Raw genomic sequence first — 25,120 nt, forward strand, 5'->3', positions numbered from 1 at the left:
CCGCGATACCCTGGCACTACACGGGTTCCTACAGATGGGCATGGATTATCGAACGCCGACGTTGATAGCCGTCGACTCGCGAAGTAGGCCGGTTCGTTCGCTCGAATACTGCCGCAGCCTGGAGAACGGCCCCGCGCAGCGGCGTATCAACCGCAGCCTCCTTGACCTCGCCGGGCGCGCGGTGAAACAGTGGGATCCGCGGTTGTGGGCCATGCAGGACAGTGACGAATTGGCGCCCAGCAACCTTTCGGCGATTTATTCGTTGTCCGGCGTCACGCTGCGCACAGACAGCGTCGATGCCGGCCGGCAGACCGATCTGCCGGGGCTCGCCGAGGAAGGACTGCTGGGCTGGGACAGTCGAGGGGCGCAGCGCGATGTGCTCTACGACGAATCGCTTCGCCCCGTGGCGGTGTTCGAGCAAGGTGATGGGATGCCGCGTCGGTGTACCGAGCGCATGACCTACGGATATCCGGGCCAGGGCGATCAGGACCAAAATCAGTATGGGCAGTTGATTCGGCACGACGATACGGCGGGTGTGCTGTTGCTGGCGTCGTTTGCCTTGACCGGGCAAAACCTCATGCAGGACCGCCGTTACATCCTCGATGCGGCTTTGCCCGATTGGCCGGGGCCGGAACCCGATCGCGAACAACTCCTTGAACCTGGAAGCGGTGCCGTTTCGACGTGGCGCGTCGGCCCGCTGAGAGACGTGCTGGAGCGAGTCGACGCCCGGGGAAATCGCCAACGCCAACGCCTTACGCTCGATGGCCGGCTGTCCGGCAGCCAACTGCTATTGGCGGGGCAGGGCGATTGGCAGACGCTGGTGAGTGATATTCGCTACGATGCCCTTGGACAGATCGAGGGAGAAACAGCCGGCAACGGCGTGAAAACCACCCTTATCTACAGCCCTGAAGACGGACGCCTGGCAGAGCGCCAAGCCCTGCGTTCCGGCCAGGCACTGCAACACTTGCGCTACGTTTATGACCCGATGGGCAACGTGTTGAGCATCGAGGACGCAGCCCTGGCGGTCCGCTACTTTGCCAACCAGCGCATCGACCCGATCAGCCGCTTTGTCTACGACAGTCTCTATCAACTGATCAAAGCCACCGGTTGGGAGGCGGGCTCGGCGAACCAAGGGCCCGACTCGCTGAGGCAGAACGACCCGGCGGCGGTCAGCAATTACCAACAGACCTACCGCTACGACGAAGGCGGCAATCTGTTGACGCTGGTTCACGTCGGGGCACAAAACCATGGTCGGGAAATCCAAGCGGCTCGCTATAGCAATCGCTGCTTGCCGTACCGTAATGGTGTGCCGCCCACGGAGGACGAAATCGCTGCGGCGTTCGATGCGCGGGGCAACTGCTTGGAACTGTACGCGGGACGGTTCCTGGTCTGGGACTTGCGCAACCAGTTGAGTTCGGTCACGTCCATTGAGCGCGACTCGGGGCTTGACGACAGTGAAGTGTATGCCTACGACGGCGGTGGGCAACGTGTGCGCAAGCTGCGATCGCTGCAAACCGGCGCCCGCAGCTTGGCCGCCGAGGTGCGTTATTTGCCGGGCCTGCAGTTGCGTGCCGACAGCAGCACCGGAGAGTTACTCCAGGTCATCACCGCCCAGGGTGGGCTCAACAGCGTTCGGTTATTGCACTGGGAAAGCCCACCACCTGCGGGGGCCAATGACCTCTATCTATACAGTTTTACCGACCATCTGGGCTCGACCAGCCTGGAGCTTGGCCAGGACGGGCGAATCATCAGCCGGGAGCACTTCTATCCCTTCGGCGAGACCGCGTACCTGGCGGGGGCTGACGGGGTCGAGGTCAGTTACAAGACGGTTCGTTATTCGGGGAAGGAACGGGATGCGACGGGGTTCTATTATTACGGCTATCGCTACTACATGCCTGGCTTGCAGCGCTGGCTCAATCCAGACCCCGCAGGAGATATCGATGGGCTGAACCTGTACGCGATGGTGAGCAATAACCCACTGACTTTTCGGGACGCCGACGGGCTTAACAAGACTGGAAAGTACGAAATTGAAATGGGCTTGAAGAATCGACTCAAGCTCACAGGGGCAGCGCTTACGAGCCGGGTTAGCGTGTTTAAGCAAGCCACGGGAAAGTACAGTGAAGTGAACGACTTCAAAGTGGTGGAGGTCGGCGCATTCAATGATTATCTGGTGGGAGGAGATGAGGTCAAACAGAATCTTCAACACTACAAGCAACGCTATAAAACCCTCTCCAGCGAAACGGCGCGTTCGAAGGTCGTTGGGCAGCCTTCAAACTTCGGTCTGGGGGCAAGCATTTCCGGTTATATGTTGCGCAGTGCCAATGACGTATTTGTGGACGAGCCGAACGATCCGGACGCTTTGCACAGACACCCTGACTTCGTCGTTGAGCGGCGCTTTTTCGCAGTCATGAAAAAATCCGACAAGTTGAAATCGCCCGAGGAGCGGCACATTTATGGTCTGGCTGAACTGAACATGTTTACTTCCGAGGGAAAAACGGAAGTGGATGTTGTGCAAGTGGTCGTCCATCCTGAAACCCAGGGTGACGGAACGTTGAAAAAAGAGGCGCTGGCAGAGGCCACCTCAGTGGCGCGACTGCCGATTCTGAAGGGAGTGGGTACATTCTTGACGGTGCGCGCAATCAAGGCGATTTCGAAGGGAGCGGATATCAGAAAAATCAGAACGGACGCTGTCAATCCGCGCTCGGCCAGGATTGCCGAAAAGTTTGATGCCAAGAGAGTGGTCAATCAATAAAAAGCCCCCACCCAGCCCGCTGCGGATAGGGGACGCAGTGGGCTGGATGGGGGCTTCTTGTTCTGCTGATCGTTACTGCGCGATGGTCTTCACCGACACGCCGCGTTCGATCGGGGTGGAGCGACCGTAGATGTCTTCGAAACGCTCGATGTCGTCTTCGCCCAGGTAGCTGCCGGACTGCACTTCGATGATTTCCAGTGGGATCTTGCCCGGGTTGCGCAGGCGGTGGACCGACGCGATCGGGATGTAGGTCGACTGGTTTTCGCAGAGCAGGAACACGTTCTCGTCGCAGGTCACTTCGGCAGTGCCGCTGACCACGATCCAGTGTTCGGCGCGGTGGTGGTGCATCTGCAGCGACAGGCACGCGCCCGGCTTGACCGAGATGTGCTTGACCTGGAAACGACCGCCCATGTCCACCGAGTCATAGGAGCCCCAAGGACGATAGACCTCGCAGTGGTTCTGGGTCTCGGTGCGGCCCTGTGCGTTGAGGGTGTTGACCATCTGCTTGACGCCTTGGACCTTGTCCTTGTGGGCGATCATCATGGCGTCCTTGGTTTCGACCACCACGATGTTGTCCAGGCCGATCACCGACACCAGCTTGCCGTTGCCGTGGATCATGCAGTTGCGGCTGTCCTGGACGACCACGTCGCCTTTGGTGACGTTGCCGTTGGCATCCTTGGGGTTGACTTCCCACAGCGACGACCAGCAGCCGACATCGCTCCAACCCGCCGACAGTGGCACCACGCAGGCGCGCTGGGTTTTTTCCATCACGGCGTAGTCGATGGAGTTGTCCGGGCAGCAGGCGAAGGTGGCTTCGTCGAAAGTAATGGTGTCGGCCGTCTGCTCACTGCGCTCCAGGGTCAGCAGGCAGGTGTCGTAGATGTCCGGATCGTGCTTTTTCAGCTCTTCGAGGAAACGGCTGGCGCGGAACAGGAACATGCCGCTGTTCCAGAAGTAACCGCCGGCCTCGACGAACTCGGTGGCGCGCTTGACGTCGGGTTTTTCGACGAAGTGCGAAACGCGGCTCACGCCTTCAGGCAGCAGCGCGTCGTTGGTCGATTTGATGTAGCCGTAGCCGGTTTCCGGTTTTGTGGCCGGTACGCCGAACAGCACCATTTCGCCACGCTCGGCGGCCACGGTGGCCAGGGCCAGGGCGCGTTGCAGGGCTTTCTGGTCTTCCAGCACGTGGTCGGCCGGCAGCACCAGCATCAGCTCGTCGCGGCCTTCGTTGACCAGCATCATCGCGGTCAGCGCCACGGCCGGTGCGGTGTTGCGCCCGAACGGTTCCATCAGGATGCGCTGGGCTTCGAGATTACGGTTGGTCAACTGTTCGTTGACGATGAAACGGTGGTCTGTGTTGCAGACCACGATCGGCGTGTCCATGCCTTCGAACACCAGGCGCTCGAGGGTCTGCTGGAACAGGGTGTGTTCACCGGTCAGGGCCAGGAACTGTTTAGGGAATTGCTTGCGCGAAAGCGGCCAAAGACGTGAGCCACTACCACCTGACAAGATCACCGGAATCATGTTTGTTACTCCTTGAAGCGAAATGGTTGTTAGAGCTACTGCGTTCTGTCGTTTCACTCTCTTGTTCTTGTTCCGTACCCGACTGACACCCCGATTCAGGGTGGGAGCGGGCTTGCTCGCGAAAGTGGTGCTTCAGCCAACATCAATGTTGAATGTGAGACCGTATTCGCGAGCAAGCCCGCTCCCACAGGGGTACAACGTCAATCAAGTGAATTCATCAGCGGGTCGACACTGGGCGTTTGACCCACACTGGCGACAGGCTGCTGCCTGAACCTGTGACGTACAGCACGGCTGCTTCGCCGCGCTCCAGGGCCACGGGCTTGAGGTCGCCGACTTTCTTGTCGCCTTCGAACAGCGCCAGGGACACTTTCACCGGGTTGATTTCACGCTCGCCACGGCCCTTGGCGGCCACGTTCGGCACCACTTCGGTCTTGCCGTCGGCAGTCTTGAGGGTCAGTGCCTTGTCGCTCAGGTTCTGTACGCGGACCAGGGACTTCTGCTTGTTCTTGAACGGCGGCTCTTCGATCAGTTGCGGCTGGCCGCTGGCGTTGTTGACCAAGGTGTAATAGTGATCGGAAGCCAGTTTCACCGGCACGGTCTGGCTGCCGACCTTGGCGCTGTAGTCGCCACCGGGCATGAAGCTGAAGTCGCTGCTGGCCAAGGGAGCTACGTCGCTGATGTTGGTGCTGCCGACGGTTGCGCTGACTTCGGCGTTGGCGGCGTTGTACACCCGCACGAAGCTCGAGCCTTTTGGCGCGACCGGGCCGTACAGGGCCGCGTCACCGGCAAAGGCTGACAGTGAGAGGGCGCTCATGCTGGCGACGAGTGCAACGACCTTGAAGGAGCGAGCAGCGAGACGGCGAGGAGTAGTGTTGAAAGTCATGGTGGACCTCTCTTTCAGTTTTGCGCCCGGTCGGGCGTCTCGGATGGGGTGTTGGCGGCTACGTTCTGTTGGCGCGCGCCGGTTTGCTTGAGCTCTGCGACCCACTGTGGGTCTGCGTCGCCGATTTCGTTGTTCACGGGCAGATAACGTTCAGGGAACTCCCAGATCAGCACCTGTGGCGGGCTGTTCTTGAAGGCGTCGCTCTTGAGGTAGCTGAGCATCGGCAGAATCGGGCCATGGCCGTCTTCGGCGTAGTTGACGACATCGCTGTGCAGGGCTTGCTTGAGTGCACCGACGAAGTTCCAGTTGGGGTTGGCGCTGTAGCTGGTGCCTATCAGGGCCACGGGCACCTGGGCGTCGGCGAACAATGCGTCGTCGCCGGCCGGCTTGTCGTCGGCTTCGCGGGTGTTGCGCTTGACCAGCGGCTCCTGGGCTGGCATCAGGTTTTCGAACAGCGGGTCCAGGGGCAGGAACTGGCGCAGGTCACCCTTGTGGGTGATTTTCTCCGCAGGTTCCGTGACGAAGCGTTGCGGCTCACCGTTGAGCGGTGTGCCTTCGGCAATGGCCTTGGCCAGGTTCTCGGCAGCGACCTGAGCACCTTCCGGAGTCCAGTGAGTGTCGGTGCGCAGGAACACTTGCTGGCCGCCTTGCTTGGCCTGTTGCAGCGGGCCGAGCAGGTCCGGCGCGAGGATCTTGTCGGCCGCCACGCGAGCATGGAAATCCTGGTAGAGGTTGGCGTGAATGCTCGATGGCTTCACGTCACCCAGGTGCTCGGGGTACAGCCGCGCCTTGGCCGGCACGATCGCCATGACCAGGGTCACGCCTTGTTCCTTGAGCTTCTGGCGCACGCCTTCGACCAGCGCGTAGTTGCCTTGCAGGTTCAGCTCTTCGTTGACGATCGGGTTGAACTCTTCGTCGCTGTACAGCCACTGGTCGCGGCCCAGGACCACGCCTTTGCGGCCTTCGTTGAACAGCTTGTAGTCCAGCGCAGCCCAGATGTTGGTGCCCAGGCGCTTGATCGGGAACTGATCGTCGTAGTGCGTTTCCACGGCCTTGGCCCAGCGCCCGTTGAGCACGGTGGCGTCGGGGTTGGTGCTGAAGCCGAAGAAACTGCGCATCGACCACAGGCCCAATGCTGTCAGGATCAGCATGAACAGTGCGATGTAAAAGATGCGTAATGAGCGGGTCATGTTCAGATCCCTCAGAACTGGAAGTAAAGGAACGGCGAGAAGCTTTGCGCCGAGAGTTTGAGAATCGAGGCGATGAACAACAGCAGCACCAGGGCGCGCATCACGTAGCGTGACCAGTCCACGGTCCAGTAGGCCGGTTGCACCTGGGCTTCGACACCCACGGTGTAGCCTGGTTCATGGATCGTCGATGGATTGTCACCCGGTACGGCCTTGATCATCCCCGGCTGTGCGGTGGCAGGGCCGTTGGCCTCGGTATTGACCTCAGGCTTGGTCTTGACCGGCGGACGGTTGGTGTAGAAGTCCCGCAGGCCGAAGAAGGCGAGGGTGATGTAGGCCACCACCAGCGTGGCGATCTGCAGGCCGGTGAGGTTGGCGCGGGTCAGCTCCGACAGCGACCAGTCGCCGAAGCTGAACATGGCGCCGTACATGCGGCCGGCCACATGCAGGTTCTCGGAGCGGAAAATTACCCAGCCCATCACCACCAGCAGGAAGGTCAGCGCCCAGCGGATCGGGTTGATGCTGCGTGGTGTGGTGTTGATGCCCACGGCTTTTTCGATGGCCAGCCACATGCCGTGCCAGGCACCCCAGATGATGTAGGTGAAGTTCGCGCCGTGCCACAGACCACCGAGCAGCATGGTCAGGAACAGGTTGCGATAGGTCATCAGCGTGCCTTTGCGGTTACCGCCCAGGGTGATGTAGAGGTAGTCGCGCAGCCAGGTGGACAGGCTGATGTGCCAGCGACGCCAGAACTCGGTGATCGACTGGCTGATGTAGGGCTGCTTGAAGTTTTCCATGAAACGGAAACCCATCATCAGGCCCAGGCCGATGGCCATGTCGCTGTAGCCGGAGAAGTCGAAGTACAGCTGCGCGGTATAGGCCAGGGCGCCGAGCCAGGCATCGCCCGTGGTCGGGTTCTGCAAGGCGAAGCAATGGTCGGCCACCACCGCCAGGGTGTCGGCGATGAACACTTTCTTGATGAAGCCCTGCATGAAGCGCGTGCAGCCTTCGGAGAACTTGTCCAGCGTGTGGGTACGGTTGTTGAACTGGTCGGCCAGGTCGCGGAAACGCAACACGGGGCCGGCGATCAGGTGCGGGAAAATCGCCACGAACGCCGCGAAGTCGATCAGGTTGCGGGTCGCCGGGGTGTCACCGCGATAGACGTCGATGATGTAGCTGATGGACTCGAAGATGTAGAACGAGATCCCGATCGGCAACAGCACGTGGGTCAGGATGAACGGTTCGAGACCGAAGCTGGTCATGATCGCGTTGAGGCTGTCCACGCCGAAGTTGGCGTACTTGAAGTAACCCAGGATGCACAAGTCCACCGCCACGCCGAGCAACAGCCAACGCTGGGCCGGTTTGGTGCGCACACCGGCGGCGCCGACTTTCAGGCCGATCCAGTAGTTCCACAGGGTGACGCCGGCGAACAGCGCCAGGAAGTCCACCCGCCACCAGGCATAGAACACGTAGCTGGCGATCAGCAGCAGCAGGTTGCGATAGCGTTGCCCGCTCAAGTAGTACAAGCCGAGAAAGATCGGCAAGAACAGAAACAGGAACACATTGGATGAAAATACCATCCCGATCTCTCCATGTTGAATCAACAGTCAAGGGCAAGAGCCCCCCCAAACCCCCCCAATGAAAAAGAGGGGTGATGATCGTTCCCACGCTCTGCGTGGGAATGCCTCTACGGACGCTCCGCGTTCGGCTTTGTGGGACGCAGAGCGTCCCGGGCTGCATTCCCACGCAGAGCGTGGGAACGATCAGCGGTGAATCAGCTTCCTTTTTCGCCTTTCTCCCGCGAAGGGTCGTACACCCGGGTCAAGTCACCGCCGAGGCGGAAGGTCTTGAACGGTTGCATCTCATGCTTGCGCTCCAGCACATCCTCGCTGCAGGTGTAGAGGCTGCAGAACGGTTCGAGCCAGGCGAATTTCGAGTCGACCTTCAGGTCCTTCATGTCCTGCTTGTCGCCGTTCTTCTCTTCGAAGATGTCCGGGTCTTCGACCCCGGCCAGCACCCGGTCACCCAAGCGCTTGAGGGCGCCGTTGTTTTCCTGGCGCAGGTCCACACCATTGACCTGGGCGAAACTGGCGATCATCGCCAGTGGCGGCAGGGCATAGTTGTGGTAGGACAGGGCGCGTTGCTTGCGCTTGAGTTCGTTGGGCAGGAAACCGTCGGCATCGACCTGGTTGACGCCGACCTTGTATTCCTTGACGGCCCAATCGAACAGGTCGCGGCGGTTGGTTGCCACGGAGGTGGCCATCACCGACCAGGCGGCCCAGTAGGAGTGGTTGTTGGTCTTGTCCAGCGGCAGGTTGTCCCAGTCGCTGACCACCTGATCGGCCATTCGGCTGAACCAGCCTTCGATCAGTTGCGCCTGCTCCGGGTGATTGGCCAGTGGGCGGGACTCGGAAAACTTCAGGCGCACATAGGCCGAAGCCATGCTACCCAGTGCCCATTTGCGCATGGACTTGCCGGTGTGGTTGAAGTCCTTGGACATCAGCGCATCGGCCTGGGCCCACGCGGTCAGCCAGTTGAGGGTGCATTCCAATTGTTCGGGACGGCCGTCACGCATGAATTGCATCACTTGCTTGCTGACGCCGCGCTCGATCTTGGTGATGTCGGCGGTGCTGTCGCGGAAGGCTTTTTCCGATTGCACGTTCAGGGTTGCACGGGCCTTGTCGGAGCCCTCGTACTTGCTGCGAAATTGCAGGGAGCCGGTGTAGGGCGTCGGTGTGGCGTCGCAGCCTTGGGCCGCTTCGCCGGCCTTGACCTTTTCGATCGGGGCGAAGTAACCCTGTGGCGGGCGCAGCGGGGCCGCCGCCTGCGTGGCCCCGGCGAACATCGCCAGGGTCAGCAGGGAGGGCGCCAGCAGCGTTTTCAACGTTCGGGTGCGCGTGGTACTGGTCATGAGACGAGACCTCATTGTCCGATTTGAGCCGTTTGTTCGGCTTGCGGAGATGCGTTGCGTTTACAGATTTTCGCTTCGATCTGCTGCGGCTCTTTACCGGCTTCGGGGCCCTGGACTTCAACAGCCAGAAGGTTTTGCGAAGCCCAGTCCTCGTCGGTGCGCAGCTGGAAGGCGAAACGTCCGTCGGTTTCGGAGGTATCCGGTTTTTCGATCTTGATATCCTCGTGGCGCCCATTCATGTACCAGAGGGTGGCTTGCAAGGTTTTCACCGAGGTGTCGGCGAAGCGGATGTCGACCTGGTGGCTGCCGTTACGCAGATCCATGTTCTTGCTATTGACCATCAATTCGTTCTTGCCCGGCTTGAGCGCGGTCTTGCTGCTCATCAATGCCGGCTTGCCTTCGCAACCGTTGTTGTCCAGCAGCGCCATCATCTGGCGATAGATGGTTTCCTGGTCCAGGCGATACAGCGGCGAGAATTCCCAGATGAGGATTTTCGGCGGGTTCTTCTGGAACTCTTCGCTGCCCAGGTACTGGATCATCGCGCCCTCGAAACCGCCGCCGGGGAAGGCTACGTTGAGGATGTCGGCGCCGATGGCCTCTTCCAGGAAACCTGCGAAGTTGTAGTTCTTGCCGCTGTGACTGGTGCCCACGAGGGTGATCTGCGGGTTGCCGGAATCGCTGAACAGGTCGCCGTCGCCAGCCTCGCCCTTAGGCTCGGTGGTGAACTGGTCCATGTACTGGATCGCATAGCTGGTGCCGCACAGCTGCCCGGCCATGTTGTGCAGGGTGCCGGTCTTGCCCATGCGGCCGGACTTCTTGGTCTCGAACTCACGCTTGGGAATGTCGGCGAAGGCCGGGATCTGCTTGACCTTCTCGGCGACGATCTTGGCGGTGCGCTGGGCGCCGTATGGCGTCCAGTGCTGGTCGCCACGGAAATAGAAATCGTGGGCCGGCAGGGTTTCGGGCAGGCTTTCGTTGGTCAGCGGCGACAGGTCCGGCACCACGTAACCCATCTGGGCGAAACGGCCGAGCATGGATTTGTAGTTGGTCAGGGCTTTCTCGTAGTCGAAAGCGGCCTTTTCCTGTGGGTTGAGCTTGTTGCGGTTCACCAGGCCCCGGGTTGGCTGGTAGACGAGCACCAGCTCGACACCTTTTGCCTTGAACGCATCGTGCAACTGCTGCAGGCGCTTGTAGCCGGCCGGGGTGGTGTTGAATTCGGTCCGCAGGTCTTCCTGGGTTCGGAACAACCAGTCGCCCTGGGCCTGCACCAGCGTGGTGAAGTTCTGCTGGTAGCGCGTGGTGTAGTTCTTCGCGTCGTGGGCTTCAGGGCACAGGTTGCAGCATGGCTCGGCGGTGAAGCTCGGTGCCTTGATTTCATCGGCGCGAGCGCCGCTTGCGGCGGCGAGAATGCCGGCAGTCAGGGCGGACAGGCCCAGGAGTTTGATCATCTTTGGGTTCATAAAGGTCATCCTCAGTCCCGCATTTCGGTCTGGCGTTCGACGGGGTCGATCAGCACGGCTTTCTGCTGGCGCACCAGCAGGTCGAGAATTTCATCCTGGCGCTCGCCAAGGATTCCCGTGAAGCTGATGCCGCTGGATTTGGTCGGCGCGAGCATGGACACGCGGTACAGCTCGACGCTCAACGGCGAGTCGATGGACAGCGGGCCGCTGCCATTGGCAGCCAGTTCGCCGCCGACCACGATCAGCGAGACTTCGGCGTCGAACGGGTCGAGCTTGATGTCACGGTCGGTATCGGACAGGTCCTTGATGTGACCGTAGATACCGGTCAGGCCGTTGGCCATGGACACGTTTTCGTAGAGGCGAATGTTCACGCTGTTACGAATACGGATGCCGTGGCGGCGGTTGCTGATCACCTTGTTGGCCCACAACAGGTTGTCAGCACTCTCATAGAGCGTGATGCCGTCGGTGTGGTTCTTGTAGATCTCGTTGTAGGCGATCAGGTTGTTCACGCTGTTACGGTCGATCACCAGGCCCGAGAGTTTGTTGTCATAGCTGCGGTTGTTGAAAATGAAGCTGTCGTTGACCTCACGGGAAATAATGATCCCGTGCTTCTTCTTGGTCCCGTAGACGGTGTTGTCGGCGATGACCAGCCGATGGGAACGGTCGTGGGGGTCGATGCCGTAGACAATGTTGTCTTTGTAGGTGTTGCTCTTGACCACGAAGTCGCGGGTTTCGTAGCAGTAGAAGCCGTACCACATGTCCGAAAACTCGGAACCGATGATCCAACCGGTCGGTTCCGGGCGTTTGAGGACCTTGGCCATGTTCGGCGTGTACTGGGAAATACTCACCCCGTACGACTTACTGTTGGAGTAGCCGAAACTCGCCATCTTGGTGTTGACGATGTAGGTCTCGGTGCCACCCCAGGCCAGCAGGAACGGACGGAATTCCTTGGGTGAACGGAAGGTCGCAGGGCCGTTGTCCTTTTCACGCCAGCCGGTGACCTTGGTGTCGCGGATGAACATATGACCATCGTTGACCAGGAATGCGCCGCCTTCCTGGGACAGGCGCAGTTCCTGGGTCTGTTTGTCGATTTCCAGGATGCCTTTCTGACCGACCACGATCGGAATCTTCGCCAGGTAGACACCTGGCGAAGTTTCGATGACGTACTTGGGCTGTTTCTTGGCCAGGTCCTTGAGATTCATGTAGCCATCGTCGACGAAGATGGCCTGTGGGATGCCGTGCTGACGCACGACCCACTCGGCCATCTTGTTGTCGCCGCCGATGAAGTCCTTCAAGGCGTTTTCCTGCATCATCCGGCGCACACTGACCTTGCCGGGCTTGGTGCGGACAATTTTTGCCGCGACCGCTTCGGCGGTGTAGCCGGAGAGGTCGGGCAAGGTTGGCTTGGCCAGCTCCAGTGGCGCGGTCGGTGCACTGTTGACGGTGTAGGTCTTGGCCCGTTGCAGGCCCTTGGCCACGTTGCCCGGCTTGACCACCGGTTCAACGTTGGCGAACGCCGGCGAGCCGGCCAGCAGCATCGCTGCGACCAACAGGCTGATCGAACCTTTCATCGCCTGGCTGTTCCTGAGGTAGCGGTTCATTTCGGGCACTCCCATGGCCATTCGCATCAGAAGCGCCAGATCACGTCGACAAAGGCGCGATGCATGTACGAATCGACCTCTTTGCCGTAGGCGTCGCCTGGCTTGAACACGCCGCCACGAAAGCGCACCAGCGCCGACGGCTCATCAATGGATTGACTCAGCGCGGCCGGTAGCAGGCCTTGCTTGAAGTATTTGGTGACGACCAGATCGACTTCCTGGCCCAGGTCCTTTTCGCCATCATTCAGCGGCAGGGACGAGGTGGACAGAATCGCGCCGGTCACGTCGTCGGTGTTGTTTTCCACGGCGTTGATACCGTTGCTGCCCACTGGCTTGTTGCCGTCCACGCGCCAGAACTTGTGGTACACAAGGCTGGCGTCGTATTCGTCACGCAGTTGCCAGGAGCCGAACAGGCTGGCGCTCTGGGTGTTGGCCATTTCGCCACGGAACGCTTCGCCGAAACGGTGCACGCGCGAGCGGGTGCCGGTGAAGTTCGAGCGGTTGCTTTGCAGGCCGTTCTGTTGGTACTCATCGCTGGCGCGGGCATAGGCCGCACCGACTTGCCATTGCGGGTCCAGACGCAGGCGGATACCCAGGTCAGTGGCCCAGCCGTCCACGTCATCGCTGTGCTTGGCTTCTGTCGGGCGCGTGCCGTCGGCGTTGAGCGGGTTGACGGTGTCGCGCTCGCCGCTCATGCCGGTGATACTGGCCCAGTAGTTGACGGTGTTGGTGTTGCGCCAGTTGTAGGCATCGCTGTTGGCTTCCAGGCCCAGCCAGGAGATGTCGCCGTTCTGGGTCTTGTCCAGGGTGTCGGTGGCTTCGCCCGGGGTCGGGTAATCGAGGCTGCCATTGTCATGGGAGTGGTGGGCGCGGATACCGGCCCACTGGCCTGGCATCCACTGGTAGCCCACGTCGCCATAGACGTGCAGGCGGTCCTTGTCCTTGGGGGACAATTCCTTGAGGTCGGTACGGTACTCGCTGAACCGTTCGGCCACGCCGAGGTTGGCCCGCAGCAAGGTGGTATCGAAGGTCCAGTTCAAGGCTTCGATGTTGGTGTCGCGCCATTGGCCGTCGTCGTTGCGCAGGCGCTGGCGACCGAATTTCAACTGCTCGCCCGGGTAGGGGGTCAGGCCGCGGTAGCCAATCCAGAACTCGCGCATGGCCAGGTAGCTTTTCTTGGCTTCGCGGTCACCGCTGTCGGTTTGCTGGGTGCTGCCATCGGACTGCTGCAGGGTGTCGGTCTCGATGATGTCGCTGGACGTCACGGCCTGGGCCATGGCATAGGCGCTCCAGGCGCCGCTTTCGCTTTCACCGTAGACCCATGGACGCAGGTCCAGGCCGACACCGTTGACGTCGCCACCGCTCTGGGTGCCGAGGTCACGGTCATCTTCGGACTGTCCGGTGATCTTCACTTCCAGGCCGAAATTCTTGCTATCGGTCAGTGCCGCCAGGGTCGGACAGGACCACAGCAGGGCAAACGACAGGCCAATACCAGCCTGCACAAAAGGGTTGAGCTTCAAAAGCTTCATAGAGGTTCCTCGCCGTCATCTTCTTTTAGGGCTTGCAGTTCAAGCGTATCGGGGCTCATAGCGCCGCGAATGGCCTGCTCTTGTTGTAGCAGGCGTTGGGCTTGTGCAAGTTGTTCCGGCGGTAATTGTGCTTCGAGGGTTTGGGCAAGCTCGGTGGCTTGCGGGGTGTTCTGCACCTTGGCCAACTGACTGAACACATAGGCGTTGACCGGGTTGGGCTTGGTGCCCTTGCCCTGGGAGAACAGCTGGGCAATGGCAAAGTCGGCGCTGTTCTGGCCGTTGCGGGCGGCCTTGAGCAGGTGGTCCAGGGCTTTTTGCGAGTACACCTGGCCCAGGTAACCGCGGCGATAGATCTGGCCGAGGTAGTAGTCGGCAGCCACTTCGCGGCCCACGGCTTTCTGGAAATGCGCCTCGGCGACCTTGGCATCGGCCGGGACCCACTTGCCTTCGTAGTAAAGCTTGCCCAGCAACAGCTCGGCGCGCGGCTGGTCGGCGGCGCGGCCGTTTTCCAGGTACTGCATCATCTTGTCGACGTCACCCAGTTCCGGGAAGTCGTAGAGCAGTTGCGCCAGGCTGACCCAGGCAGCGGGGTAGCCAGGAGCAATGCCTTCGAGCAACGACTGGGCGGTCTTTTCGTCGGTCTTGCCCAGGCTGGCATCGGCCAGGACACGGGCGACGCTGTCCACGCGCTGGGCGGATACGACGCCACGGGCGTGACCGTCCTGCATCTGCTTGAGCAATGCGGCCTGCTGTTCCGGCTGGCCGCGTTTCTGATAGACCGTGGCCAGTTCGACGTAGCAGATGTCCGTGGTCGCCAGCGCGGCCTTGCAGACCTTCTCGACCTCGTCCAGGTGCTGGTCGTAGGTGCCCTGGGTGCGGTAGAGCAGAATCTGCGCCAGGCCCGCTTCCGGGTAACCGGCGCTGCGCCATTGGCTGATCTGCTGCTGGGCGTTGACGTTCGGGAAGCTGTGGGGATATTGCAGGTACAGCATCGCCAGCGGGATCAGGGTGTTGCCTTCTCCGTTGGCGAAGGCTTTCTTCAACAGGCCTTCGGCTTCGTGTTTTTCCGCTTCAGTGGAACCGGGCTTGGCCACCAGCAGGCGACCCAGGCGAGCCTGGGCCCGTGGCGAGATATCGGCCGCGGCGCGGTAAGTCGCCTCGGCTTTTTTCATCTGCTCGGGGTCGTGGCTATCCACCTGGATGTCAGCCAGGCCCACCTGGGCCTCGCTGTAGCCCAGGTCGGCCAGTTGCTGGTAGTTCTGCTGCGCCAGCGCCGTGTCGCCGCGCTTGAGGGCTTCATTGGCCAGGCGTTGATCGGGCAGACCGGCGCAACCGGCCAGGCTGACGGCCAGTGCCAGGGCACACAGAGTTCCCATGTGGGAGCGAGTTTGCGGCATAGCATCCTGACCGCGTTGATCCTTTTGCGAGCAAGCTCGCTCCCACAGGGTCTGTGGGGTGTTCAGGATTTTTATAATGGTCACGGGCATATCCTCGACTTAAATACCGACGGCCATGGCTTTGTCGATCAGCCAGTTCAGATTCGGGCCACGGTCGCTGGTGACTTCTACCGGACGGCCGGCCAGCGAGCTGTCCAGAGGTTCGTCAGGTTGGATCAGCACACGGATATCGGAGGACAGGTCGGCACTTTTCAGGCTGGTGCTGCTGACGATCTTGCCGGTACGGGTGGTGTCTTCGCCGGCGACCTGGAAGTTGACTGGCGTACCTGGGCGCACGTCGCCGAACTGGCGATAGGAGAAGCGCGCTTCGACGTTGGCCTCGGTGCCCCGTGGGACCAGTTGGAAGATCACGTCACCCTTGCTGGCGTACTGGCCGTTGGCAACCAGTTGCTGGGACACGATGCAGTCGCACGGCGACGTCAGGGTGCCGGTCATTTGCTTGCCGAACAGCTCCTCGACCTTGGCCGGTTGCAACTGGTTGTCGTCCAGGTGACCCTTGAGCACGTCGAGCATGCTGGTGCTGAAGGTCGCCAGCGGGGCGCCCTTGGCGGCCACGCCGTCGGCCTTGACCAGGCTCTGCACAGTGCCGTCGCGCGGCATGGTGATGGCCATGCCCGGTACATTCACCAGGCCGGCCTGGGCGTGGCTGACGAAATACATGCCGTACACCGACTTGAAGACGAAACCGAACGCCGCCAAGCCAACGACGAAGACGCCCAGGCTGAAGGTCACGGCGCGCAGGCGGCCGAAGGCACTCATGCCACCGTTTTCGTCTTTCTGTTTGCGAGCCTTGGTGAAGTTATCGCGCTGCAGGGTCGCCAGCACATCGCCCACACCGACGATGTCGCCGGCCAGGTGCGAGGTGATGATGTGACGCAGTGTCGAGATGTCCCGAGGCTCCAGGTTCTGGAACTGGCAACCGGTGCGGCCGGTCTGGCGGTCGTAGGAACGGATCTGCAATTCCACGTCCATGGCCAGGCCAAGGTTGTCGATGACGAACTGCAGGCGACCTTTGTAGGACTCCCCGGTCTTGAGGGGCATCTGGCCGGCGTTGAAGCTCAGGCCACCGGCGGACAGGTCCTGGACCTTGACTTCCATCGGCGTACGGTCAGGACCGAAGAAGCGCAGCTTGGCCGGGATTTTGACCCGGGCGTGTTGGCGCTGGGCTTCGGATTCATGCACTACGTTGACATTCACGGCGGTGTTCATAGGGGCGATTTCCTAGTTAATTCATTCAAGTCCGGTCAGACCATCGTCAGCAGCACGGCGACAAAAATGCTGCCGGCGGAGAAGGTCATGGTCCGAGACGACCAAGTGTTGAACCAACGTTGAAAGCTGGCGAGATCACGGGTCAGGTGGGTGGGCTGGCGGGTCCAGGACTGTTGATCGAGGCGGAAGAACACGTAGATCTTCACCAGGGCACCGACGATCTGGTTGTAATAGAGAATCGCCGGGTAGGCAGGGCCGATCCGGTGTCCGGAGCACGACAGCAACAGGGTCAGGATCAACCGCGTGATGCCGATCCACAGCAGGTACACCAGGATGAACGCGGTGCCGTACTTGAAGCTGGCGATCAGTGCCACGGTCAGGCCCAGCAGCGAGGTCCACATCGACACACGCTGGTCGAACAGCACCACCGAGGTGAACAGGCCCAGACGGCGCAGACCCAGGCCCAGTGCCCGGGAGTTCTGCCGCAGGTTGTTGCCGTACCAGCGGAACATCAATTTGCGGCTGGCCTTGATGAAGCTCTTCTCCGGCGGGTGTTCGACGGTATTGATCGCTGCATCGGGCACGTAGAACGTGTCGTAGCCCAGGCGCATCAGGCTGAACCAGCTCGACTTGTCATCGCCGGTCAGGAACTTGAAGCGACCCAGGCGCCAGTGTTGCAGCGAGTCGCTTTCCACGTCGGCGATGAAGTCCGGGTTGGTGACTACGGTGGCGCGGAACACCGACATGCGGCCGGTCATGGTCAGCACGCGCTTGGACAAGGCCATGGAGCACATGTTGATGTGACGCTGGGCGAAACGCAGCTTGTGCCATTCGCTCATGATGTAGCCGCCGCGCACTTCGCAGAACTCGTTGGTGGTCAGGCCGCCGACGTTGCCGAACAGCTGGAACCACGGCACGGTCTTGCGCACGACGCCTTCGGCGAGCACGGTGTCGCCGTCGATCACCGCTACCACGGCACGGTCGTCCGGCAAGTGGCGGGAGATGGCGCGGAAACCGTAGGCCAGACCGTCGCGCTTGCCGGTGCCAGGGATGCGCACGAAGTCCAGCTTGACCCGCGCTGGCGGGTTCATGCGGGCCCAGAGGCTCTTGACCAGCAGTTCGTCGGACATTTCCACGATGGAGCAGACCACGGTGGTGGGCAGCCCGCATTCGATGGCCTCGCGAATCACCGAGCCATACACCTGAGCGGTGGTCAGCGCATCGATCCGGAAGCTGGTGACCATCAGGTACACATGGGACGGATCCGCCGCCTTGCCCAGCTTGCGGACCTTGCGGCGCAGGTGCGGGTAGACGATGTACAGGAAGATCATGCCGCGCACGAAATGCGTTGCTCCCATGGAGTAACGCCAGATGCCCACGGCGCCGATCAGGAAGATGAAGTCCTTGGATTCGGAGTCGAACGTGGACGTGGGCAGCGCCATGGCGATGCCCATCAATAAACTCAAGTAAAACAGCCAACCGGCGGCCTGAAGCAGGCCGTGCTTTAGCCTGTGCATAATCTGCATCCGTCTCTATCTCGGGCGGGCCTTGTGGGCGGCCCGATGGGTTAAGGCAGGCGAAAGGCCGGCCGGGGCATGCCCCGGCCGGCAAACAGACTTACCAGCAGATGCCTTCGGTCCGGCCACTCGGGTTGGTGGCCTTGGACATGAAGCCGACCAGGTCGATGACCTGCTTGCCTTCCGGTACGTTCTCGGTCAGCGCGCGGAACTTCTCGTCGCGGTTGCCCAGGATGATGATGTCGGAGCTGTCGATCACCGAGTCGAAGTCGGAGTTGAGCAAGGACGAGACGTGAGGAATCTTCGACTCGATGTAATCCTTGTTCGCACCGTGGACGCGGGCATATTCGACGTTGCTGTCGTAGATCTTCAGGTCGAAACCCTTGCCGATCAGCATTTCCGCCAGTTCTACCAGTGGGCTTTCACGCAGGTCGTCGGTACCGGCCTTGAAGCTCAGGCCCAGCAGGGCGACTTTGCGCTTGTCGTGGCTGGAAACGATGTCGAAGGCGTTCTGCACCTGGGATTCGTTGCTGCGCATCAGCGAGTTGAGCAGCGGCGCGTCCACGTCCAGGGAACCGGCGCGGTAGGTCAGGGCGCGAACGTCCTTGGGCAGGCAGGAGCCGCCGAAGGCAAAGCCTGGGCGCATGTAGTACTGGGACAGGTTCAGGGTCTTGTCCTGGCAGACGACGTCCATCACTTCACGGCCATCGACGCCGACGGCCTTGGCGATGTTGCCGATCTCGTTGGCGAAGGTCACCTTGGTGGCGTGCCACACGTTGCAGGTGTACTTGATCATCTCGGCAACGGCGATGTCCTTGCGGATGATCGGCGCATCGAGCTCTTCGTACAGCGATTGCAGAACGTCGCCAGAGGCTTTGTCGAACTCACCGATAACGGTCATCGGCGGCAGGTCGTAGTCTTTGATCGCGGTGCTTTCGCGCAGGAACTCAGGGTTGACTGCGACACCGAAATCGACGCCGGCTTTCTTGCCGGAGCAGTCTTCCAGGATCGGGATGACGACGTTTGCCACAGTGCCCGGCAATACGGTGCTACGAACCACAATGGTGTGGCGGGTGGTCTTGTCACGCAGGACAAAACCGATCTCGCGACACACGGCTTCGATGTAGTTCAGTTCCAGGTCGCCGTTCTTCTTGCTCGGTGTACCGACACAAATCATCGACAGGTCAGTATCGCGAATGGCTTCGGCGAAGTTGGTGGTACCGCGCAGTCGACCTGTTTGAATGCCTTGCGCCAATAGCTCGCCAAGACCCGGTTCAACGATTGGCGATTTGCCGGCGTTGATCATGTCGATTTTGTCTTTGGCGACATCTACGCCAACTACATCATGGCCCCGTGCAGACAGGCAACCGGCACATACTGCACCGACGTAACCCAAACCAAATATGCTAATGCGCATCGCATTTCCCTCTGTTTTTCACGCCATTAAATGGCCGGAGTTAATAGTGTTCAGCGGTCATAGTGCACTCGGAAGTGTGGAATGCAGGCGCCACAATGCCGTGTGCAGGCATACTAAGTTCCGAGTGTCTAAATAAATGCACTCAAGTTGTGCGCAATGTGGCCTAGTTGTTATGACCTGCCCTGTTATGCAGCCAGTCCTCGTTATCGGGAACGCTCGTGCAAAGGTCCTTCACTTCCGATCCCTGGCAAAAAGCCCACAAAATCAGAAGCTTGTGTGCTCGGGTGAGCACGTTATAGGGGCGCAGCCTTGGCCTTGTAGGGGATAGTAATGGTGCTTTATCTCCCATCCTTTAAGGGTGGATCCAATTAGACGACGGTTTCACTAAGTTGTCGTGACAACTTGGTTAATCCGTTCGTCGTCCTTTGTAAGTTATCTCGTACACGCTCGCCGAGAATCGTTACGGATGGTATGAGCCATGCAATTTCACATAGTTCCGATCCGCTCATCGCGATTTTCGAAATTTTTCGAAATATTATCGAAGATGGCACTGCCCTCAATATGATGGCACTTACCGTTTCGCCCTTTATTAATGGGGAGTTAGGAGGGGTAGATAGTTTTGTGCCACTACCGATGAAAAAAATCGGTGCCACTACGCAAAAAACTGACGAGTGTCGAGTGAAAGAAAAGTTAGCGCAGGGGTGGGGCGATTTATTGGCGCCATGAAACTGTCGAAGTGGGCGAGGAACTAAGATGACAAATAGGCAGATGATCGAAGCCCCCGATCAGGGGGCGGTATAAGGTCATGCTTTATTCGGGGGCGTGATCGCGCAGGAAAACGAGTTTGTCCCGGCTCGACTGTTGGGCGTTGAAGCGGTAGCCCTGTACATCGAATTGGCTGAGTGCCGCAGGGTCGTTGATCCGTTCCTGAATCACGAAACGACTCATCAGGCCCCGGGCTTTCTTGGCGTAGAAGCTGATGATTTTGTACTGGCCATTTTTCAGGTCGCGGAATTCGGTATCGATGACTCGTGCTTTCAGTGCGCTGCGCTTGACCGCCGAGAAGTATTCATTGGAGGCCAGGTTCAGCAGTACGTCGTCGCCCTGGTCGGCGAGGGCTTCGTTCAGCCATTCGCTGATGCGCGTGCCCCAGAAAGCATAAAGGTCCTTGCCCCGGGCATTGGCCAGCTTCGTGCCCATTTCCAGGCGATAGGGTTGCATCAGGTCCAGTGGCCGCAGCAGGCCATAGAGGCCAGAGAGCATGCGCAGGTGCTGCTGGGCGTAGTCGAAGTCGGCATCGCCAAAGCTTTGCGCATCGAGGCCCGTATACACGTCGCCCTTGAAGGCCAGCAGCGCCTGCTTGGCATTGGCCGCAGTGAACGCCGGCGTCCAACTGCCGAATCGCGCGGCATTGAGGCCGCCGATCTTGTCGGAGACATGCATCAGCTCGCTGATCTGTGCCGGGGAGAGTTCGCGCAGTTGCTCGATCAGTTCCTGGGAATGATCCAGGTACTGAGGCTGGGTAAAACGCGCGGTGGCCGGCGGTGTTTCGTAATCGAGGGTCTTGGCGGGGGAAATCACCATCAGCATGAAATCGTCTCCTTGAGGGTGCGGCGATTCTAGGGGGTTGTCCGGGTGGACTCCAGCTATTGGGGTGATAGGTGATGGATGGGCGAGTATTGACGGGCATTTGTGGTGAGGGAGCTGTGGGAGCAAAGTCCGTGGGAGCAAAGCTTGCTCGCGATGAACGATGACGCAATCTTGCAGATGGACCTTGTCACCTGCATCGCGAGCAAGCGTTGCTCCCACAGGTCTGCTCCCCAAGTCCTCTGATCACAAGGGTATTGCGCCAGGATCGGCTATGATGCCGCGCGGGTTTCGTTATGGAGACATCCCTTTTGCGTATCGCTCTTCTGTTATCGGCCTGGCTGTTGAGCCTGGGTGCCATTGCCGCGCCCGCGCTCAACGACGTCGCGACCCTGGACCGCAGCACCTGGCCGGAACAACTCACCAGCCCGACGCTGTTCGACGTGGCCTCGCGGGCCGAGATCCTGATGTTCGCCCGGGTCCTGCTGGACGTCGATGCGATGGACGAAATTGCGCTCAAGCAGTACCTGGGGCTGCGTTCGGTCAATATGGTTGCTATCGACGCGCTTCGCGCCCGGCTGTGGCAGCGGTTGTTGGCCAACTACAACTTTGCCCAACGCAGTTGCGATCAGGACGCTTCCTTCTGTTACCTGGTCGAGGACATGGCGACCCTGCGCGAAGAGGCACGCAGATTCCATCTGGATGACAATTCCTACTACATCAAGTGGGCCGCGCCGAGCCAGATCTTTCATACCCAATACCGCGACGAACTGCTGCGTAAAGCCGCGCTTTTTCCGCAAACCAGCAGCGAAATCGAACGTTTCGGCGATTACGAACGCAACGGCGAAGGCATGAACGACCGCCTGTTCCTGCTGACCTTCGACAGCGCCGCCAACGTTGTGCCGGACAACACCCCGTGGTTGGCCGAATACCTGCGCAAGGCGAACATCAATGGCACCTTCTTCGTGCTGGGCAAGGACATTCAGGCGCGGTTGCAAGAGGGCTCGGTCAACAATCTCCAGGCGTTGTATTCGAGACAATGCGTGGGCGTGCAGGGCTGGGAGTTCCGCTCCCACAGTTATTGGCAGGACTGGCAAGACTCGGTCCGGCGCAGTGTCGAACTGGTCAAGGGCAAGCTGCCCGAAAATTTCGTGCCGCTGTTCCGTCCGCCCCAAGGCCAGCGGCGCGGCGATGCGCAAGCGTTCTTCCAGCAGCAGGGCTTGCAAGTGGCGCTGTGGGACATCGATCCCCAGGACAGCAACAATCGACTCAAGCCTGAGCAAAGCGCCCAGCGTGTGCTGACCCTGATGCTGCTGTGGCGCCACGGGGTGATCAATTTCAATGCCAAGCAGGATGGGGTGAAAACGGCGATGCCCTGGTTGATGACGCAGACGGCGCAAAGCGGGATCGGTTGGGCGGACTGCCAGGAAGCGTTTCGCTGAAACCTGAAAAGGCCCGGAAACATTGGGGGACGAGAAAAAATCGGCGCACATTCATGACAACCGGACTTCCGACTTTAACGGCGCAATGGCGGTACGCCAAGGGTTATTCGTCACTCTGAAAAATAAACTTCAAAAAAGCGTCAAAGTGCTTTTTCCTGTCATGGTTTTTGGAGTATCAAGAAGACAGACCGCCGAAACCTGCAACACAGGTGGCGTCTTCCAAGACCCAGATTGTGTGCAGTTCACCTGAATCGTCGCAGGTGAATTCGGTGGCTACCTCGAGGCGCAGCACTGTCACGGTATTGCGTCGAATGGCCCCCACATAGGTGACCGAGTATGGATGACCACGGACGCAGCCTTTCCTCCAACCAGCCAATCCTCTATGTACTCGATACCAACGTATTGATCCACGATCCAAACGCCCTGCTGAACTTCGAAGAACACCACGTTGCCATCCCGATGACCGTGCTTGAGGAGCTGGACAAGCTCAAGAGCGGACACCACAGCGTTGCGGCCGAATGCCGGCAGGCGATCCGCCTGATCGACAAGACCCTGGGTGACGCCTCTCCGGAGGACGTTGAGCTCGGCGTGCCGATCCAGCGCGGCAAAAGTGGCCCCAAGGGCCTGCTTTCGATCCTGATGAGCAAGCGCACCGAACCCAATCTGGTGCTGCCTGAACACCTGAACGACAACATCATCATCAACCAGTTGATCGACCTGCACGCGCGCACCAAGGACCAGGCCGTGGTGCTGGTGACCAAAGACATCAACATGCGGCTCAAGGCCCGCGCCTGCGGGATCGCGGCGGAGGACTACAGCACCGACCAACTGGTCGACGACGTCTCGCTGTTGCCCAATGGCTACCACAACATGACCGGCTCCTTCTGGGACCGTGTGAGCAAGGTCGAGACCCGCCAGGACCACGGCCGCACCTGGCACCAGGTGCAGTTGATCGACAACCTGCCGGCCGTGCACATCAACGAGTTCATCATCGACGAACAAGGCTTCGTCGGCTGGATCAAGGAAATCCATGTCGACAAGCTGCTGATCCTCGACCTGCACCAGGAACCTTTGCTGCATCAGGAAGCCTGGGGCCTCAAGCCCCGTGACATCTATCAGAGCCTGGCGCTGTTCGCTTTGCTTGATCCGGATATCCACCTGGTCAACCTGTCCGGCGCCGCCGGTTCCGGCAAGACCATTCTGGCCCTGGCCGCTGCCATCGAGCAGACCATGGTCAGCAAGCGCTACCGGCGCATCATCGCCACCCGCAGCGTGCAGGGCCTGGACCAGGAAATCGGCTTCCTGCCCGGTACCGAAGCGGAGAAAATGGAGCCGTGGCTGGGGGCGATAACCGACAACCTCGAAGCCTTGCACATGGATGACGAAAGCACCCATGGCAGCGTCGACTACATCCTCAGCAAAGTGCCGTTGCAGTTCAAATCCCTCAACTACATTAGGGGGCGCAGCTTCCAGCAGAGCCTGATCCTGATCGACGAATGCCAGAACCTGACCCCGCACCAGATGAAAACCATCATCACCCGTGCCGGTGCCGGTTCCAAAGTGGTGTGCCTGGGTAACCTGGCGCAGATCGACACCCCTTACCTGTCCGCGACCAGCTCCGGGCTGACCTACCTGACCGAACGCTTCAAGGACTTCCCCAACGGGGTCCACATCACCCTGCAGGGCGTACCGCGCTCGATCCTGGCCGAATACGCCGAATCCCACCTGTAACCCCAGCCAAACCGGGCGACCTCACCGTCGCCCGGTTTTTTGTATGCGCCACATAACCCCTGTGGGAGCGAGCCTGCTCGCGATAGCAAGGGGATTTTCGGTATTTGGGAAGTTGCGGGATATAACAGGGTGCGACAATCAAGCCTGCCGGAATTTGACCCACGGGTTTACAATCGACACTCCCGATCAGGAGTAACCCTGTGCTGACTCATCTCGATTCCCAAGGTCGCGCCAACATGGTCGACGTGACCGACAAGGCCGTGACGTTCCGTGAAGCCACGGCCGAGGCCTTTGTGCGCATGTTGCCCGACACGCTGCAGATGATCGTCAGCGGCGGTCACCCCAAGGGCGATGTGTTCGCCGTCGCACGCATTGCTGGCATCCAGGCGGCCAAGAAAACCAGTGACCTGATTCCGCTCTGCCACCCGCTGCTGCTCACCAGCGTCAAGGTCGAGCTCAATGCCGAAGGCGAGGACCGGGTGCGCATCGTCGCCCGTTGCAAACTGTCGGGGCAGACCGGCGTGGAAATGGAGGCGCTCACCGCCGCCAGCGTCGCCGCACTGACCATCTACGACATGTGCAAGGCCGTCGACCGTGGCATGACCATCGAAGGCGTGCGGGTGTTGGAAAAACTCGGCGGCAAGAGCGGCCATTTCCAGGCGGATGCGTCATGAAAATCAACGTGAAGTTCTTTGCCCGTTACCGTGAAGCGCTTGGCGTGGATTCGGTAAAGGTGGAAGGCGATTTCGCCACGGTCGACGATGTGCGCGTGCTGCTTGCCCTGCGTGACGGGGCCGAGGTGCTGAAGGAACAAAACCTGATGTGCGCGCGCAATGAAGACCTGTGCCAGCTCGACGAACCGCTGGCGGACGGCGACGAAGTGGCGTTTTTCCCCACCGTGACCGGAGGCTGAACC

At 60.2% G+C, this 25,120-nt stretch carries 19 protein-coding genes; 6 read left to right on the forward strand and 13 right to left on the reverse strand.

All coding sequences use genetic code 11. From position 1 onward, the window contains the following. The first annotated feature begins 34 nt into the window (after nucleotides 1-34). The gene (locus AB4O22_RS01820) at nucleotides 35-2,752 is read left to right on the forward strand and encodes an RHS repeat domain-containing protein (RefSeq protein ID WP_460097774.1); all 2,718 of its coding nucleotides are present in this window, start codon (nucleotides 35-37) and stop codon (nucleotides 2,750-2,752) included. Between the two features lie 72 nt (nucleotides 2,753-2,824). On the opposite strand, the gene AB4O22_RS01825 is transcribed toward AB4O22_RS01820, so the two are convergent. From AB4O22_RS01825 to AB4O22_RS01880, 12 genes are all read right to left on the reverse strand, one after another. Continuing rightward, nucleotides 2,825-4,276 (reverse strand): mannose-1-phosphate guanylyltransferase/mannose-6-phosphate isomerase, encoded by a 1,452-nt coding sequence (locus tag AB4O22_RS01825; protein WP_223470395.1) that lies wholly within the window; start codon nucleotides 4,274-4,276, stop codon nucleotides 2,825-2,827. Between the two features lie 217 nt (nucleotides 4,277-4,493). After that, nucleotides 4,494-5,159, reverse strand: a complete 666-nt coding sequence (locus AB4O22_RS01830) for an alginate O-acetyltransferase AlgF (protein WP_223470396.1) — start codon at nucleotides 5,157-5,159, stop codon at nucleotides 4,494-4,496. 14 nt (nucleotides 5,160-5,173) lie between these two features. Continuing rightward, nucleotides 5,174-6,349, reverse strand: coding sequence for an alginate O-acetyltransferase (locus AB4O22_RS01835; RefSeq protein WP_223470397.1), 1,176 nt, complete (start codon nucleotides 6,347-6,349; stop codon nucleotides 5,174-5,176). Between the two features lie 11 nt (nucleotides 6,350-6,360). Beyond that, nucleotides 6,361-7,926 (reverse strand): MBOAT family O-acyltransferase, encoded by a 1,566-nt coding sequence (locus AB4O22_RS01840; RefSeq protein WP_460095806.1) that lies wholly within the window; start codon nucleotides 7,924-7,926, stop codon nucleotides 6,361-6,363. 194 nt (nucleotides 7,927-8,120) lie between these two features. Next, nucleotides 8,121-9,257: a mannuronate-specific alginate lyase gene (locus AB4O22_RS01845; protein WP_003205322.1), complete on the reverse strand. Its 1,137-nt coding sequence runs from the start codon at nucleotides 9,255-9,257 to the stop codon at nucleotides 8,121-8,123. Between the two features lie 11 nt (nucleotides 9,258-9,268). Next, nucleotides 9,269-10,717 (reverse strand): alginate O-acetyltransferase, encoded by a 1,449-nt coding sequence (locus AB4O22_RS01850; RefSeq protein WP_053163315.1) that lies wholly within the window; start codon nucleotides 10,715-10,717, stop codon nucleotides 9,269-9,271. 11 nt (nucleotides 10,718-10,728) lie between these two features. Then, nucleotides 10,729-12,318: a mannuronan 5-epimerase AlgG gene (gene algG, locus AB4O22_RS01855; RefSeq protein ID WP_053163312.1), complete on the reverse strand. Its 1,590-nt coding sequence runs from the start codon at nucleotides 12,316-12,318 to the stop codon at nucleotides 10,729-10,731. Nucleotides 12,319-12,344: 26 nt separating this feature from the next. After that, entirely contained in the window at nucleotides 12,345-13,835 is a 1,491-nt protein-coding gene (locus tag AB4O22_RS01860) for an alginate export family protein (RefSeq protein WP_028236667.1), read from the reverse strand. Between the two features lie 5 nt (nucleotides 13,836-13,840). Further along, nucleotides 13,841-15,325, reverse strand: a complete 1,485-nt coding sequence (gene algK, locus AB4O22_RS01865) for an alginate biosynthesis TPR repeat lipoprotein AlgK (RefSeq protein WP_028236668.1) — start codon at nucleotides 15,323-15,325, stop codon at nucleotides 13,841-13,843. 15 nt (nucleotides 15,326-15,340) lie between these two features. Then, nucleotides 15,341-16,510, reverse strand: coding sequence for an alginate biosynthesis protein Alg44 (locus AB4O22_RS01870; protein ID WP_028236669.1), 1,170 nt, complete (start codon nucleotides 16,508-16,510; stop codon nucleotides 15,341-15,343). A 35-nt stretch (nucleotides 16,511-16,545) separates the two neighbouring features. After that, nucleotides 16,546-18,027 (reverse strand): mannuronan synthase, encoded by a 1,482-nt coding sequence (gene alg8 / locus AB4O22_RS01875; protein WP_003205316.1) that lies wholly within the window; start codon nucleotides 18,025-18,027, stop codon nucleotides 16,546-16,548. 100 nt (nucleotides 18,028-18,127) lie between these two features. Then, nucleotides 18,128-19,444, reverse strand: a complete 1,317-nt coding sequence (locus AB4O22_RS01880) for a nucleotide sugar dehydrogenase (RefSeq protein WP_223470401.1) — start codon at nucleotides 19,442-19,444, stop codon at nucleotides 18,128-18,130. A 471-nt stretch (nucleotides 19,445-19,915) separates the two neighbouring features. Here AB4O22_RS01880 and AB4O22_RS01885 point away from each other — a divergent pair, with 471 nt between their 5' ends. Beyond that, a complete protein-coding gene (locus tag AB4O22_RS01885) occupies nucleotides 19,916-20,170 on the forward strand; it encodes a hypothetical protein (protein WP_223470402.1) in 255 nt (84 codons plus the stop codon). Between the two features lie 84 nt (nucleotides 20,171-20,254). Here AB4O22_RS01885 and yaaA read toward each other — a convergent pair whose 3' ends face one another. Next, nucleotides 20,255-21,034, reverse strand: a complete 780-nt coding sequence (gene yaaA / locus AB4O22_RS01890; RefSeq protein WP_223470404.1) for a peroxide stress protein YaaA — start codon at nucleotides 21,032-21,034, stop codon at nucleotides 20,255-20,257. A gap of 308 nt (nucleotides 21,035-21,342) precedes the next feature. Between yaaA and AB4O22_RS01895 the strand changes: the two genes are divergently transcribed. The 4 genes from AB4O22_RS01895 (at nucleotide 21,343) to AB4O22_RS01910 (ending at nucleotide 25,117) form a co-directional block, all read left to right on the forward strand. Continuing rightward, nucleotides 21,343-22,473 carry a polysaccharide deacetylase family protein gene (locus AB4O22_RS01895; RefSeq protein WP_003205313.1) on the forward strand — a complete coding sequence of 377 codons (1,131 nt, stop codon included), beginning with the start codon at nucleotides 21,343-21,345 and terminating at the stop codon, nucleotides 22,471-22,473. A 336-nt stretch (nucleotides 22,474-22,809) separates the two neighbouring features. Then, entirely contained in the window at nucleotides 22,810-24,204 is a 1,395-nt protein-coding gene (locus tag AB4O22_RS01900; RefSeq protein ID WP_003205312.1) for a PhoH family protein, read from the forward strand. 200 nt (nucleotides 24,205-24,404) lie between these two features. Next, on the forward strand, nucleotides 24,405-24,878 hold the full coding sequence (gene moaC, locus AB4O22_RS01905; protein ID WP_003205311.1) for a cyclic pyranopterin monophosphate synthase MoaC: 474 nt from the start codon (nucleotides 24,405-24,407) through the stop codon (nucleotides 24,876-24,878). Next, nucleotides 24,875-25,117 (forward strand): MoaD/ThiS family protein, encoded by a 243-nt coding sequence (locus tag AB4O22_RS01910; RefSeq protein WP_003205310.1) that lies wholly within the window; start codon nucleotides 24,875-24,877, stop codon nucleotides 25,115-25,117. Before moaC ends, AB4O22_RS01910 begins: the two co-directional genes overlap by 4 nt. Nucleotides 25,118-25,120 lie beyond the last annotated feature (3 nt).

Source organism: Pseudomonas sp. S3_B11 (assembly GCF_054667715.1).

Coding starts and splice junctions, on each gene's coding strand:
- AB4O22_RS01840 (WP_460095806.1), bottom strand. CDS start 7,926: ATGGTATTTTCATCCAATGTGTTCCTGTTTCTGTTCTTGCCGATCTTT.
- alg8 (WP_003205316.1), bottom strand. CDS start 18,027: ATGCACAGGCTAAAGCACGGCCTGCTTCAGGCCGCCGGTTGGCTGTTT.
- AB4O22_RS01850 (WP_053163315.1), bottom strand. CDS start 10,717: ATGAACCCAAAGATGATCAAACTCCTGGGCCTGTCCGCCCTGACTGCC.
- AB4O22_RS01880 (WP_223470401.1), bottom strand. CDS start 19,444: ATGCGCATTAGCATATTTGGTTTGGGTTACGTCGGTGCAGTATGTGCC.
- algG (WP_053163312.1), bottom strand. CDS start 12,318: ATGAACCGCTACCTCAGGAACAGCCAGGCGATGAAAGGTTCGATCAGC.
- yaaA (WP_223470404.1), bottom strand. CDS start 21,034: ATGCTGATGGTGATTTCCCCCGCCAAGACCCTCGATTACGAAACACCG.
- AB4O22_RS01900 (WP_003205312.1), top strand. CDS start 22,810: ATGGATGACCACGGACGCAGCCTTTCCTCCAACCAGCCAATCCTCTAT.
- AB4O22_RS01870 (WP_028236669.1), bottom strand. CDS start 16,510: ATGAACACCGCCGTGAATGTCAACGTAGTGCATGAATCCGAAGCCCAG.
- AB4O22_RS01845 (WP_003205322.1), bottom strand. CDS start 9,257: ATGACCAGTACCACGCGCACCCGAACGTTGAAAACGCTGCTGGCGCCC.
- AB4O22_RS01835 (WP_223470397.1), bottom strand. CDS start 6,349: ATGACCCGCTCATTACGCATCTTTTACATCGCACTGTTCATGCTGATC.
- AB4O22_RS01910 (WP_003205310.1), top strand. CDS start 24,875: ATGAAAATCAACGTGAAGTTCTTTGCCCGTTACCGTGAAGCGCTTGGC.
- AB4O22_RS01830 (WP_223470396.1), bottom strand. CDS start 5,159: ATGACTTTCAACACTACTCCTCGCCGTCTCGCTGCTCGCTCCTTCAAG.
- AB4O22_RS01825 (WP_223470395.1), bottom strand. CDS start 4,276: ATGATTCCGGTGATCTTGTCAGGTGGTAGTGGCTCACGTCTTTGGCCG.
- AB4O22_RS01820 (WP_460097774.1), top strand. CDS start 35: ATGGGCATGGATTATCGAACGCCGACGTTGATAGCCGTCGACTCGCGA.
- AB4O22_RS01885 (WP_223470402.1), top strand. CDS start 19,916: ATGAGCCATGCAATTTCACATAGTTCCGATCCGCTCATCGCGATTTTC.